Consider the following 12,584-nt stretch of genomic DNA (forward strand, 5'->3'; position numbering starts at 1 on the left):
CCGATGAGCGCACATGTCATCACCGGCGACGCCGAAGCCCTCGCCGTCGCCACGGCTCTCGCCGACGAGTTCCGCACCGGGGCCGCCGAACGGGACACGGCACGCAGGCTCCCCACCGCCGAACTGGACCGGCTGTCGGAGTCCGGCCTGCTCGGCGTGACCGTCCCCGCGGAACACGGCGGCGCCGACGTCGGCTCCTTGACCCTCGCGGAGATCTTCCGGCTGCTCGGCTCGGCGGACAGCAGCCTCGCGCAGATCCCGCAGAGCCACTTCGTGTACGCGAACGTCATCCGCCGGCAGGGCGACGAGGAGCAGCAGAAGTTCTTCTTCGCCGAGCTCCTCGCCGGGCGCCGCTTCGGCAACGCCCAGTCCGAGGCGGGCACCCGGCACGTCCAGGACATCCGCACCCGCCTCACGCCCCGGCCCGACGGCTCCTACCTGCTCACCGGTGACAAGCACTACTCCACCGGCGCCCTGTTCGCCCACTGGATCCCCGTCCTCGCCCTGACCGAGGACGACCGTCCGCATGTCGCCTACGTCCCCCGGGAGGCCGACGGGCTCACGGTGATCGACGACTGGGACGGCATGGGCCAGCGGACGACCGCGAGCGGCACCGTCCGGCTGGACGGCGTCGTGGTGCCCGCCGACCGGGTCCTGCCGCACCACCTGACGTTCCAGGGGCCTCAACTGCACGGTGCGGTGGCACAGCTGCTGCACGCGGCCATCGACGTCGGCATCGCCCGGGGAGCACTGGACGCGGCGGCCGAGTTCGTGCGGACCAAGAGCCGGCCCTGGTTCGAGAGCGGGCTCGACACCGCCGCCGAGGAGCCGCTGCTGATCCAGCGGTTCGGCGAGCTCGCCCTTCAGGAGCGCGCGGCCGTGGCGCTGCTGCGCGAAGCCGCCCGGGCGGTCGACGAGGCCCGTGGTCACCTCACGGACGAGTCCGCCGCCGAGGCGTCCATCGCGGTGGCCGCCGCGAAGGTGCGGGCGGCCGAGGCGGCGGTGTCCGTGACCAGCGCACTGTTCGAGGTCTCAGGAACGCGTTCGGCGCTCGACTCCCTCAACCTGCACCGGCATTGGCGGGACGCCCGCACCCACACCCTGCACGATCCGACCCGCTGGAAGATCCAGCACATCGGCCGGTACGTGCTCAACGGCACCCTGCCGCCCCGTCACGGACTGCTCTGACCACCCGGCGGAAGTCGCCTTGCTAGCGGGCTTCCGGGTCCGCCCCGGGATCGGGGTTCGTCAGGGCATCGAGCTGCGCGGCGAGGTCGGCGTGGCCGGGAGTGAGGTGGGGGCGGGTGGCGTTGAGGGGGTGGATGAGCGCGGCGGGGTCGTTGTCGGCGAGGGCCTCGTGGAGCCGGCTGAGCGGATTGCGGGCCGCCGTGGGCAGGTCGGTGAGGGCCGTGACCTGGCCGGCGATGCGGCGCAGGTCGGCCGCGTGGCGGCGGGCCCAGGTGGCGGTGGTGCGCTCGGCGGCGCGGCGCTCGCGGGTGGCCTGGACGCGTTGTTCGCCGGTGGTTCCCGAGGGGCCGGGCTGCCCCCGCAGGTAACGGCGCTCGGCGGCCTGGCGGCTGGCGACGCCGAGCGGGTGAGCGAGGTCGGCCCAGCTGGCACCCGCCTGGCGGGCCGTTTCGATCAGCCCGGTTTCCCACCCGGCGAGCTGCTCGCGGACCTGCCGCAACAGCAGCAGAGAGGCCAGGGCCTGAGCCGCGCCGACGTCGTGCGTCTCGGCGCCGCCCGGGACCTCGCGCCCGGCGGTGTGCAGCGCGTCGTCGATCGCTTCGAGAGCCGCGGCGGCGGCGAGGAACGACGCCGGGCCCGGTGCGTCGGCGCTGGACGATGCCGACTGTTCGGCCTGGGTCATGGGCACCTCCCTTGATTGGTCACCTGGTCACCTGGTCGGCCGGTCGGCCGTCCGGCTGGACGACTGGCCGGTTGCCCAGCAGCCCGTCCGGCATGTCATCCATTCGACGACACTGTGTTTGTCATCCATTGGACGACATGCTACAACAGTGTCAGTGCAGCGCATTGGCAGCAACTGCCCGAACCGCTGGAGGTGTTCTCACCATGTTGATGCGCACTGACCCCTTCCGTGAGCTGGACCGGCTGACGCAGCGGCTGATGGAGCCAGGCACCTGGTCGAGGCCGTCCCCGATGCCGATGGACGCCTACCGCGAGGGTGACCAGTACGTGGTGGCCTTCGACATCCCCGGCGTCACCGCCGAGGCGATCGACATCGACGTCGAGCGGAACATGCTGACCGTCAAGGTCGAGCGCCGCCCCGTGGAGAAGGCCGACGACGTGCAGATGGAGCTGTCGGAGCGGCCGCTGGGCGTCTTCTCCCGCCAGATCGTGCTCGCCGACACGCTGGACACCGAGCACATCCAGGCCGACTACGACGCAGGTGTGCTCACCCTGCGCATCCCGATCGCCGAGCGCGCCAAGCCCCGCAAGATCTCCATCGGCGCCGGTTCGAGCCGCAAGGAGATCTCGGGCTGAGTCGACCCCGCGGGCACTGCCCCGGATCGACGAGCGTCAACGGCGCCGGAGGGCGGGTATCCGATCTCCCCCTCGCCCGCCCTCCGCGCCCCGCGGATCGAGGAAGCCCTACGGGCCGAGGCAGCCGCCCGGCCCCGGGAAGGGGTGACGGCCACGGTGACGATGCGACGCGAGGCGTTCCTCGACCACGTCAAGGAACGCGGCGACTACGCCACCCTTCAGGAAGCCGACCGCGCGGCCCGCGTGGTGCTCGCCCTGCTGGGCGCACATCTGGTCGGCGAGGTGCGGGCCCAACTCGCGGCGCGCCTGCCGGACGGCTTCGCCCTGATCCTCCTCAACCCGCTGCAAAGCGCCGAGCCCCTCTCTCCGGAGCGGTTCGTGCGCGCGACCGCGGCCTGGATCGAGGGCGCGACGGAACGCACCGCCGCGTGGGACGTCAGCGCCGTCCTGTCCACGGCCGCCGACGCCGCCGGAGACGCCCTCCTCGACGAGATCCTGCTCCAACTCCCCGCCGGGTACGACCTCCTCTTCGGCCGCCCCCGGCCCACCTGACCCCCGGGTGGCCGCGTACGGGCCACCTCACCTTGGCGACATCGACAGCGACGACGACAGCGACAGAAAGGCAACCCTCGCAGTGATGACCCACCAGAGCAGACCGCTTCAGCAGCCCTACGGTCAGGCGTACGAACACATGCTGGAGAAGGTCCGCTACGACGGCGCCTACCCCACCCGCGAGAAGGCCGAGGAAGCCGTCCGCCTCGTGCTCGCCGGACTGGGACGCCAACTGACCGGCGACGAGCGTGTCGATCTGGCCGCCTGCCTCCCCCTGGAGGCCGCCCGCATCCTCACCGCCCAGATGCCCGCGCTCCAGCCGCTGGGCGGCTGGGCCTTCGTCAAGGACCTCGCCGCCCGCACCGGCGCTTCCCTGGCCACCACCCGCTGGGACACCGGATCCGTCTTCTCCGCCGTCGCGGACTGCGCAGGACCCGATCTCGTCACCCGCATCCTTCACCAACTCCCGCCTGGCTACGCGCTGCTGTTCGGCCGCGCCGAACTCACCCAAGCCGCATGAACGAACCGCACCTTCCGGCGGAACCAGCGGGTGCGGCGGCCGACCGAGGGCAAGCGTGCCGCTCTCGGCGCGGACCGGCGTGATGACGTGCGCCCGGGACTCCGGGCGCCTCGGCATGAGGGCACAATGACTGCTGAGTCACCGCGCGGTCCCCGCCCGGTGGGCTCGGACCCATGTCAAGGAGAGGGCTAGGAGCACCGGTGGCTGGTTCGGCGTACGACCGTCTGCGTGCCGACATCGTGGCGGGGGACATTCCGCCCGGCGAGCATCTCGGCGAGGCGGCGCTGGCCGAACGCTACGGAGTGTCGCGCACACCCATCCGCGAGGCACTGCGCCGCCTTGAGCAGGACAGCCTGGTGGAGCGGATCGGTCGGCAGATGCACGTCCGGCTGCACCGGCCCGAGGAGATCCTCGACATCTACGAGGTGCGGATCATCCTCGAAGAGTCCGCGGGCCGCGGCGCGGCCCTGCGGCACACTCCGCTCGACCTCGGCCGGCTGGAGCGGGCGTACGAGGACATGCGTGGCGTGGCCCCGCACGACCACGCCGAACAGGCCCGCACCAACCGCGTGTTCCACGAGCGGCTGCGCGACGCCAGCCACAGCCCCACCCTCATCGATCTGCTGGACCGCCTCGGCGACCATCTGCGCCGCTACCCGCAGACGACGCTGAGCCACCCGGGCAGGTGGGAAGCCGTCCTGCGGGAGACCGCGGACCTGCTCGCGGCCGTACGAGAGCGCCGCGCGGACGACGCGGCACGGATCGCGGCCGAGCACATGGCGGCGGCCCGCGACATTCGGCTGGCGATGTACACGGCGGCGGAGGAAGCCGAAGGCCACGGCCGCCACTGACCCTCCACGGCGGTCCGGCGACATGCCGGGCCGCCGTCGCATTTTTCAGGGCGCCGCCCGACCCGCGGACCGGCCTCCCCACCTCGAATTCGGTGCAGCCCCCTTGCGCCCCCCGCACGCTTGGGCATACAACTATCGCTCGTTGCATACAAAGGTATGCAACGAGCGTGACGGCGTTCTCCACGACACGTGCGAGCACTCCGACAAGCGCCCGAGCAGCACACCGGCCCAGCACAGAACGAGGTACCAATGAGCGAGCAGTGGGACGTCATCGTCGTCGGCGGCGGCAACGCCGGCTTCAGCGCGGCGCACGCGGCGGCGCAGGACGGTGGTCGCGTACTCCTGTTGGAGAAGGCCCCCCGCGCCTGGATGGGCGGCAACTCGTACTTCACCGCCGGCGCCATGCGCACCGTCCACGGCGGCCTGGACGACCTCGGTCCGCTGGTCGAGGGGATGACGGAGGACCGGCAGGGCCGCACCGACCTCGCCCCGTACACCGCGGAGGACTTCACGGCCGACCTCCAGCGCGTGTCCCGGGGGCGCACGGACCCGGAGCTCTCCGGCATCCTCGCCGCCGAGTCCCGGCAGACCATCGAGTGGCTGCACCGCACCGGCCTGCGCTTCGAGTTGATGTACCACCGCCAGGCGTACGAGGTCGACGGACGGTTCCGTTTCTGGGGCGGCCTCGCGGTCGGCGTCGTGGGCGGCGGCAAGGGCATGATCGCCCAGCACCTGGCCGCCGCCGAGGCCGGTGGCGTCACCGTCCGCTTCGACGCCCGCGTGTCCGGACTGCTCACCGGGGACGCGGGCGAGGTGACGGGGGTGACCGTCGCCGGAGCGGACGGGCCCGAGGAACTGCGGGCCCGCGCCACCGTGCTGACCAGCGGCGGCTTCGAGGCCAATCCGCAGATGCGGGCCGGTTACCTCGGCGCCGGCTGGGACCTGGCGCTGGTCCGCGGCACGCCGTACAACACGGGCGACGGCATCCGCATGGCGCTGGACGCGGGCGCGCAGCCCTACGGCAACTGGAGCGGCTGCCACTCGGTCGCCTGGGACGCGGGCGCCCCCGCCACCGGCGATCTGGAGCTGACCAACCAACTGACGCGCGGCGGCTACCCGTTCGGGGTCGTCGTCAACACCGAGGGCCGGCGCTTCGTCGACGAGGGCGCGGACTTCCGCAACTACACCTACGCCAAGTACGGCGCGGAGATCCTCAAGCAGCCCGGCAGCACCGCCGTGCAGATCTTCGACGCCACGTCGGCGCCGCTGCTGCGCCCCGAGGAGTACCTGTCCGATGGGGTCACCCACCACACCGCCGACACCCTCGAGGAGCTCGCGGAGCTGATCGGCGTCGACCAGGCCCAGTTCCTCGCCACGCTGAAGGAGTACAACGCGGGGGTCACCGACGACCCCTTCGACCCCACGGTCAAGGACGGCAAGCGGACCGTCGGCGTCACCCCGCCCAAGTCCAACTGGGCGCAGCCGATCGACACCGCCCCGTACCACGCCTACCCGGTGACCTGCGGCATCACCTTCACCTTCGGCGGCGTACGGATCGACGCGCAGGCCCGGGTCCTCGACACCTCCGGGCATGCGGTGCCCGGTCTCTACGCGGCCGGTGAACTGGTCGGCGGGCTCTTCTACTTCAACTACCCGGGCGGCTCCGGCCTGACGGCGGGGTCCGTCTTCGGCCGCCGTGCCGGCCGCGCCGCCGTCGCCGACCGCGGCTGAGGTCTCCCCACGCCCCGTGCCCCATCACTGTCAAGGAGGACGGACGATGAGCACCGCACCACCCGCACCATCCCCAGCCGCGAAGGACCCCGCGCCCGCGCGCAGCCTCGTCGAAGTCCTGTCGGCGGGAAAGAGGTTCGGCGACTTCCAGGCGCTGACCGACGTGGACCTGACCGTCGACCGGGGCGAGGTCGTCGTCGTCCTCGGGCCCTCCGGCTCCGGGAAGTCCACGCTGTGCCGGTGCATCAACCGGATGGAGGCCGTCGACGAGGGCGAGATACGTGTCGACGGCCGCCCGCAGCCGCTGGAGGGCCGCGAGCTGTACCGCTTCCGCGCCGAAGTGGGCATGGTCTTCCAGTCCTTCAACCTCTTCGCGCACAAGACCGTCCTGGCCAACGTCGCCCTCGCGCCCCGGCGCATCCTCGGGCTCGGCAGGGCGGAGGCGGAGGAGCGGGCGAAGAACCTCCTCGGCCGGGTGGGGCTGGCCGACCGCGTCCACTCCTACCCCGCCCAGCTCTCCGGCGGCCAGAGCCAGCGCGCCGCGATCGCCCGGGCTCTGGCCATGGAGCCCAAGGTGCTCCTCTTCGACGAGCCCACCTCGGCCCTCGACCCCGAGATGACCCGCGAAGTCCTTTCCACCATGCGGGAGTTGGCGGAGGCGGGCACCACCATGCTCGTCGTCACGCACGAGATGAGCTTCGCCCGCGACTGCGCCGACCGGATCGTGTTCATGGACGCAGGACGGGTCGTCGAGACCGCGGAACCCGAGGCGTTCTTCACCGCTCCCAAGAGCGAACGGGCACGCGCCTTCCTGTCCTCCGTCCACTGACCGCACGCCCCAGGAGCCGCACCATGCGCAGCACCACCCGCACGGCGGCCGCGGTCCTCGGTCTCGTCCTGGCAGCCTCCCTGAGCACCGGATGCTCCACCAGCGACGATCCCGCGCCGAACACCGCGGCACAGGCCGGCGCCTTCCCGGCCGGCAGCACGATGGACAAGATTCGCAAGCGCGGCCGGCTCATCGTCGGCGTCAAGTACGACCAGCCGGCGTTCGGCCTGCTCAACCCGCTCACCGGTAGACCCGAGGGCTTCGACATCGAGATCGCCCGCCTCATCGCCGAGGACCTGACGGGCAGCAAGGAGAACATCACCTACGTCGAGACGGTCACCGCCAACCGGGAGGCCTTCCTCCAGCAGGGCAAGGTCGACCTGGTGCTCGCCAGCTATGTGGTGAACGACGAGCGCAAGAAGCAGGTCGCCTTCGCCGGGCCCTACTTCGACACGGGCATCTCCATCATGACCCGCAAGGGCGACCGGTCCATCCGCGGGGCGGCGGACCTCAACGGCCGTCCGGTGTGCGTCGCACAGGGCTCCACCTCGGCCGAGGTGCTCCCCCACCTCGCGCCCCGCGCCGAACTCCGGGAGTTCAGCGCGTACAGCTACTGCGCGCAGGCGCTCAAGGACCGCCGCGTGGACGCCATGGTCACCAGCGAGTCCATCCTGATCGGCCTGGAGCAGCAGAACCCGGACGGGCTCGCCGTCGTCCCCGGCCATCTGGAACCGGAGGAGGTCGCCGTCGGCCTCCCCAAGGGCGACCGTGCGCTCCACCGCCACCTCGACGCGTTCCTCGACCGGATCGCCGAGGACGGCCGCTGGCGACAGGCCTACCGCGACACCGTCGGCAAGGTCACCCACGTCTCACCGTCCCCGCCGGAAACGACCCTGTGAGCCCCAGATGACCGTACTCGTAGACCACGCGCCCGAGTTCGCCGAGGCGTTCGGCATGACCCTGCTGCTCATCGTCCTCGCCGCGCTCGGCTCCCTCGCCGTCGGAACGGTGCTTGCCGCGCTGGCGCTCAGTGCCCTGCGTCCCGCCCGCGCGGCGGCCCTCGCCTACACGACGGTGTTCCGGAACGTGCCGCTGCCGATGCAGATGGTGCTCTTCGTCTTCGGGCTGCCGGTGCTGGGCATCAGCTATCCCCTGTTCACCTCGGCGGTCATCGTGTTGATCGTCTACACCGCCGCCTTCGTCGCCGAGACCGTGCGCGCGGGCATCAACACCATTCCCCGCGGCGAGGTGGAGGCGGCCCGCGCGCTCGGCTTCGGCCCCTTGCGCCTGCTGCGCTTCGTCGTCCTCCCCCAGGCGTTCTCCGCCGTCGTGCAGCCGCTGGGGTCGGTGCTGATCACGATGATGAAGAACACCTCGGTCGCCGCTGTCATCGGCGTCGCCGAATTCACGTTCATGACCAACAAGGTGGCGGTCGAGGAGGCCGAGACGTTCGTCGTCTTCGGCGGCGCCGTCATCGCCTACGTCCTGCTGGGTGTGGCCCTGGGCGCGGGCGTCGACAACCTGGAGAAGAGGGTGGCGTTCCAGCGATGAGCACCGACAACCTATCGGAGCGGCAGGCGCTCCCCGGCCCCGGCCGCCAGGCGCCTGCGACAGCGGCCCACGGAAGCGGCAGCCGTCGCCCGCGCACGACGACCCCGGCGAGCCCCCTCGCCGATGTCTCCGGCCCGCGCACGACGGCCCGCAACCGCGTGCTGGAAGCGCTGAGTTGTGTCGCCCTCGCTGGGCTGCTCGCGTACGCCGTGCACCGCTGCGCGGCGGCGGGCGAGCTCTCCGCGCAGGCGTGGCGGCCCTTCGCCGACCATCGGCTGTGGCTGTTCCTCGGCGAGGGCCTGCTGAACAACCTGCGCGCGGCCCTCGCGGGCATGCTGCTGTCGATGGTGATGGGCATCGTGCTGGGCCTGGGCCTGCTGGCACGCCGCCGCGCCGTGAGATGGCCGGTCCGCACGGCGGTCGAACTCTTCCGGAGCGTCCCGCTGCTCCTGCTGCTGTACTTCCTCTCGCTCGTCCTGCCGTCCTGGGGCCTGCGCCTGTCCGACTTCTGGTTCCTGGTCGTCGGCCTCACCCTGTTCAACGGCGCGGCGATCGCGGACATCGTCCGGGCCGGCATCCGGGCGCTGCCGAGAGGCCAGTCGGAGGCGGCCCTCGCCCTCGGCTTCAGCCGGGCCGGCACCACCTGGTACGTCGTCCTCCCCCAGGCGCTGCGGGCGATGAGCCCGGCCCTCGTCAGCCAGCTGGTGATCCTCCTCAAGGGCACCGCCCTGGCGTTCGTGCTCGGCGGATACATCGAGATGCTGCGCAGCGCCACCATCGTCGGTCAGTACTTCAGCGCCTCGGTGCTCCAGGCCTACGTGGTCGCCTCCCTCGTCTTCATGCTGGTCAACGTCGCCCTCACCGCCGCCGCACGCCGCCTGGAGACCCGGGAACGCCGCCGCTCCGGCCGCACGGTGCCGTCCGCGGCGGAGGAGCCGGTGTCCGCGATGCGCTGATCCGGGCCGACCACCCACGGCCCACTCGATCCGCAGCCGAGCTTCGCCGAAATGGAGCAGGCCAAGCCCGGGGGCAGTCCTCTCGTCATCCCGCCGGAGCCGACCGGTGCCAAGCGCGCCGCGCTGCTCCGTGCGCTCGCGGCCGCCAACCCGGCGGTCGTGACGTACGAGGACAAGGCGATCGACGCCGCACGCAACCAGTGCAGCGCCTTCGGCGAGGGTGTGAAGAGGCCGGATCGGCTGGCCTCTCAGCGCTTCACGTACAAGGACGTAACGACCACGGAGGCGCAGGGCAAGCAGATCAACGAGGCGCTCAAGGGGCTCGGGTTCTGCGAGGTCTGACGCACACGATGAGCCCGGCCCTCCGAAGACGATCCGTCCCCGGAGGGCCCGTTCGAGTCCGGTCGGTCAGGCGTGCGCCCCCTCCAAGTCCGTACTCGTGTGGGGCGGACCGGCCAGGTCGATCTTCGGGAGGACGACGCCGTTGACCGAGACGCGCAGTTGGGGCCTTCGGCCGCGGCGGAAGACGACGGTGCGGGTGTACGTGCCGTCGGTGTTGACCGGGGGCGGCTCGTGGTTCTTGACGTGTTCGAACACGCAGTCGTCGGTGACGGCCCAGATGACGGTGTCGTCGAAGCCGGGACCGAGCAGTCCCTTGAAGTCGTCCTGCGGTGTGATGGTGACCTTGACGGCGGTGAAGGAGGGCGGCTGGTCCTTCAGTGTCTCCTTGCGGATCGTGGTGGCCCTGCGGCTGACACCGATGGTCACCAGGGTGGACTGGTCGAGGCGATGGCTGAACGGGTTGCCGTCGGGGTCGGTGCCGCTGACGAACACCGTCCAGTTGTAGACGCCCTCGGTGTGCACCTTGGCGAAGGTGTTGGTGTAGATGCCGTCGCCGTCCTCGTCGTGCAGCAGGTCCGTGCCGTCGACGAACAGGCCGCCGGGGTCGGGGTTGCAGCGGGGCAGCCCGTCCCAGTCGTACTTGGCGAGGACCGCGTCGATCAGTACGTCCCGGCCGCTCGGGCGGTCCTTGCGGTCGCGGTTCCTGCGCTGCTGCCGCTGCATGTCGTCGGGGTCGAGGGCCGCCATCAACGACCCGGCGCCCTCGGCCGGCGCGTCGAGCACGGCGCGTACGGTGGCGTCCCGCACCGGCTCGAAGTCGCGGCGGATCTCCACGGCGAGGCGCATCTCGTCGCCGGTCCTGTAGTCCTTCTCGTCGAGGGACAGGGTCGACTTGATGTGCAGGTCCTCGAAGGCGAAGACGTCCTCCAGGGCGATCGGCCGAACCGTCGGGCCGCTGAACCGCCGGACCCGCCAGGTCGCGCTGCCGCCGTTGAACGCGCTCGCGTTCGGCACTCCGAGGTAGAAGTGGCCCTCGAACTCCTTGGGCACGATGGATTCCACTTGGAACTTCGTGCCGTCGAACCGTGCGATCTCCACCCGGTCGATGGCATCGGCGGGCGTCGGCGGGTCGAGGAGCTTCAGGATCGCGACGCCGAAGCGCTGGGCCTGGGTGGTGTCGAAGAAGATCTCCGTCGGGGACGGCGGCGGCGTGCCGCCGACCGCCTGGGTGAACCGGGTCAGCAACTTGCTGGCCTCCTGCGAAAGGCCGAACATCGTCGCGTAGGCGTTGATCAGGTTGCCGACGTTGAGGGCGGCCACGAAGTGCCCGGCCGCGACCAGGTTGTTGAGGACCGTGAAGTTCGGCGCCGAACCCAGTGCGATCGTGAACAGGTTGAGGTCGGTCGTCGGCCCGGTGATCTGGTTGATGGCCGGGTCGAGCTTGGCCTGCTCGAAGGTGAGGGGATTGCCGGGGGCCGCACCGGGGCCGATCTTGATCATTCCGGCGTTCTCGTCGCCGTCGGTGGCGAGCCCTGCGGTGAAGCGGACGTTCGGCGGGAACCCCTGCTCCTGAAGCTTCCGCAGGCCGAAGAAGAGGCCGTCGCCGATCGGGGTGCAGCTGCCGGGCACGCCGAAGACCGCGGGCCCGAGATCTCCGTTGGCCACGTTGTCGGGGGTGTCGAGCGGGATGACGTCGGTGATGAACGGCGGGCCCGCCGGATTCGAGCTGCGGAACGCGCAGTTGGGGTCCTCGAAGACGGTCACCCCGATCCGGTCGAGGGCGTTGACGCCCGCACGGAACTCCCCGAAGAAGTTGATGAAGACGCGGGCGGCCGTCTTCGCGTTGTCCCAGCGGTGTTCGGCGCCCATGCTGCCGGAGCGGTCGAGCATGAGTTGCACGCGCTGCGGCCGGGAGTCGATCGACGTGTCGAAGGTGCCGTGGTTGGTCAGGAACGCCGCACCTCCGATGTTGGGGAACACGACGTCGACGGTGAACGTGACCGGTGTGTCTCCGTAGACGCCCGGCAGCGGCACGGGGTTCGCGAACGCGTCGACCAGCTGATACGTCTGGCTGTTCCGCGGTGCCGAGGGCAGGCCCTGGATCGCGACCGAGCCCAGGTGGCCGAACCGGTACGTCGGCTCCGGCGCGGCGAGCACGAGGCCGTTCGCGACATCCGTGTTGCGGACGACCGTCGGCGTCGCCGCGGGGCCCGCGGCGCCCTCCGCGGTGACCGTCAGGAACTGCTTCTCGAGGAGCGTGGTCGGAAGCCCGTTGTAGGCGGCGACCGGGTCGCACACGACCCTGATCACGTTGGAGTTGAACTGGTTGTCGACCCCGTAGGTCCAGGTGATCGGCACGGCGACCGAGGCCCGTACCTGGTACTGCTCGTCGAGCACACCCGCCTCGGACGGGTCCTGGATGTTGCAGGTGAGGGACGTGACGCCGCTGTTGGTGCTGCGACTGGCGCTGACGTCGCGGCCGGGGATGCTCGCGCTGTCCACGGTCCCCGCGGTCGCGAGGGCGTCGAGGTCCACCGACCCGCCGGGCGCGGTGACCCGGACCAGTTGGAGGAGGAGTCCGGCCGGCGCGGGGTCGGGGTAGGTGATCGTGAACGCGCGCGGGACGTTGTTGAAGTCGAGTTGGGAGTCGACGACGAACGCCTTCGATCCCTGGATGGTGTAGGCGAGGGCTGCCGAGGTGTTCGGTGAGATGACGGGCACGGTCTGCTCCTTCGCGGGTGCTGTTC

13 protein-coding genes are annotated in these 12,584 nt (G+C 71.1%); 11 read left to right on the forward strand and 2 right to left on the reverse strand.

Annotated elements, in window-relative coordinates:
• Nucleotides 1-3 precede the first annotated feature (3 nt).
• Nucleotides 4-1,188, forward strand: a complete 1,185-nt coding sequence (locus tag ACNYS0_RS06610; protein ID WP_422471727.1) for an SfnB family sulfur acquisition oxidoreductase — start codon at nucleotides 4-6, stop codon at nucleotides 1,186-1,188.
• A gap of 22 nt (nucleotides 1,189-1,210) precedes the next feature.
• Here ACNYS0_RS06610 and ACNYS0_RS06615 read toward each other — a convergent pair whose 3' ends face one another.
• Nucleotides 1,211-1,870, reverse strand: a complete 660-nt coding sequence (locus tag ACNYS0_RS06615) for a type III effector protein (RefSeq protein WP_422471728.1) — start codon at nucleotides 1,868-1,870, stop codon at nucleotides 1,211-1,213.
• Between the two features lie 203 nt (nucleotides 1,871-2,073).
• Between ACNYS0_RS06615 and ACNYS0_RS06620 the strand changes: the two genes are divergently transcribed.
• From ACNYS0_RS06620 to ACNYS0_RS06665, 10 genes are all read left to right on the forward strand, one after another.
• Nucleotides 2,074-2,505, forward strand: coding sequence for an Hsp20/alpha crystallin family protein (locus ACNYS0_RS06620; RefSeq protein WP_422471729.1), 432 nt, complete (start codon nucleotides 2,074-2,076; stop codon nucleotides 2,503-2,505).
• A gap of 156 nt (nucleotides 2,506-2,661) precedes the next feature.
• Complete coding sequence (locus ACNYS0_RS06625) at nucleotides 2,662-3,057, forward strand: DUF2267 domain-containing protein (RefSeq protein ID WP_422471730.1); 396 nt, start codon at nucleotides 2,662-2,664, stop codon at nucleotides 3,055-3,057.
• 85 nt (nucleotides 3,058-3,142) lie between these two features.
• Nucleotides 3,143-3,577 carry a DUF2267 domain-containing protein gene (locus ACNYS0_RS06630; RefSeq protein ID WP_422471731.1) on the forward strand — a complete coding sequence of 145 codons (435 nt, stop codon included), beginning with the start codon at nucleotides 3,143-3,145 and terminating at the stop codon, nucleotides 3,575-3,577.
• Nucleotides 3,578-3,777: 200 nt separating this feature from the next.
• Nucleotides 3,778-4,428, forward strand: coding sequence for a GntR family transcriptional regulator (locus ACNYS0_RS06635; RefSeq protein ID WP_422471732.1), 651 nt, complete (start codon nucleotides 3,778-3,780; stop codon nucleotides 4,426-4,428).
• A gap of 249 nt (nucleotides 4,429-4,677) precedes the next feature.
• On the forward strand, nucleotides 4,678-6,159 hold the full coding sequence (gene tcuA, locus ACNYS0_RS06640) for an FAD-dependent tricarballylate dehydrogenase TcuA (protein ID WP_422471733.1): 1,482 nt from the start codon (nucleotides 4,678-4,680) through the stop codon (nucleotides 6,157-6,159).
• Nucleotides 6,160-6,205: 46 nt separating this feature from the next.
• The gene (locus ACNYS0_RS06645) at nucleotides 6,206-6,988 is read left to right on the forward strand and encodes an amino acid ABC transporter ATP-binding protein (protein ID WP_422471734.1); all 783 of its coding nucleotides are present in this window, start codon (nucleotides 6,206-6,208) and stop codon (nucleotides 6,986-6,988) included.
• A 23-nt stretch (nucleotides 6,989-7,011) separates the two neighbouring features.
• Nucleotides 7,012-7,887 carry a glutamate ABC transporter substrate-binding protein gene (locus ACNYS0_RS06650; RefSeq protein WP_422471735.1) on the forward strand — a complete coding sequence of 292 codons (876 nt, stop codon included), beginning with the start codon at nucleotides 7,012-7,014 and terminating at the stop codon, nucleotides 7,885-7,887.
• A gap of 7 nt (nucleotides 7,888-7,894) precedes the next feature.
• Nucleotides 7,895-8,539 carry an amino acid ABC transporter permease gene (locus ACNYS0_RS06655; protein WP_422471736.1) on the forward strand — a complete coding sequence of 215 codons (645 nt, stop codon included), beginning with the start codon at nucleotides 7,895-7,897 and terminating at the stop codon, nucleotides 8,537-8,539.
• Entirely contained in the window at nucleotides 8,536-9,495 is a 960-nt protein-coding gene (locus ACNYS0_RS06660; RefSeq protein WP_422471737.1) for an amino acid ABC transporter permease, read from the forward strand. The genes ACNYS0_RS06655 and ACNYS0_RS06660 overlap by 4 nt, the downstream gene beginning before the upstream one ends.
• Nucleotides 9,496-9,546: 51 nt before the next feature.
• Nucleotides 9,547-9,837, forward strand: coding sequence for a hypothetical protein (locus ACNYS0_RS06665; protein WP_422471738.1), 291 nt, complete (start codon nucleotides 9,547-9,549; stop codon nucleotides 9,835-9,837).
• 66 nt (nucleotides 9,838-9,903) lie between these two features.
• Here the strand turns inward: ACNYS0_RS06665 and ACNYS0_RS06670 are convergent, their stop codons facing one another.
• Nucleotides 9,904-12,558: a vWA domain-containing protein gene (locus ACNYS0_RS06670; RefSeq protein ID WP_422471739.1), complete on the reverse strand. Its 2,655-nt coding sequence runs from the start codon at nucleotides 12,556-12,558 to the stop codon at nucleotides 9,904-9,906.
• Nucleotides 12,559-12,584 lie beyond the last annotated feature (26 nt).

Origin of the sequence: Streptomyces anthophorae (genome assembly GCF_049310305.1) — a bacterium.
GTDB lineage: Bacteria > Actinomycetota > Actinomycetes > Streptomycetales > Streptomycetaceae > Streptomyces.

What these genes read in the sequence shown, in the direction of transcription:
- ACNYS0_RS06610 (WP_422471727.1), top strand. Translation starts at nt 4, where the DNA reads ATGAGCGCACATGTCATCACCGGCGACGCCGAAGCCCTCGCCGTCGCC.
- ACNYS0_RS06615 (WP_422471728.1), bottom strand. Translation starts at nt 1,870, where the DNA reads ATGACCCAGGCCGAACAGTCGGCATCGTCCAGCGCCGACGCACCGGGC.
- ACNYS0_RS06620 (WP_422471729.1), top strand. Translation starts at nt 2,074, where the DNA reads ATGTTGATGCGCACTGACCCCTTCCGTGAGCTGGACCGGCTGACGCAG.
- ACNYS0_RS06630 (WP_422471731.1), top strand. Translation starts at nt 3,143, where the DNA reads ATGACCCACCAGAGCAGACCGCTTCAGCAGCCCTACGGTCAGGCGTAC.
- tcuA (WP_422471733.1), top strand. Translation starts at nt 4,678, where the DNA reads ATGAGCGAGCAGTGGGACGTCATCGTCGTCGGCGGCGGCAACGCCGGC.
- ACNYS0_RS06645 (WP_422471734.1), top strand. Translation starts at nt 6,206, where the DNA reads ATGAGCACCGCACCACCCGCACCATCCCCAGCCGCGAAGGACCCCGCG.
- ACNYS0_RS06650 (WP_422471735.1), top strand. Translation starts at nt 7,012, where the DNA reads ATGCGCAGCACCACCCGCACGGCGGCCGCGGTCCTCGGTCTCGTCCTG.
- ACNYS0_RS06655 (WP_422471736.1), top strand. Translation starts at nt 7,895, where the DNA reads ATGACCGTACTCGTAGACCACGCGCCCGAGTTCGCCGAGGCGTTCGGC.
- ACNYS0_RS06660 (WP_422471737.1), top strand. Translation starts at nt 8,536, where the DNA reads ATGAGCACCGACAACCTATCGGAGCGGCAGGCGCTCCCCGGCCCCGGC.
- ACNYS0_RS06665 (WP_422471738.1), top strand. Translation starts at nt 9,547, where the DNA reads ATGGAGCAGGCCAAGCCCGGGGGCAGTCCTCTCGTCATCCCGCCGGAG.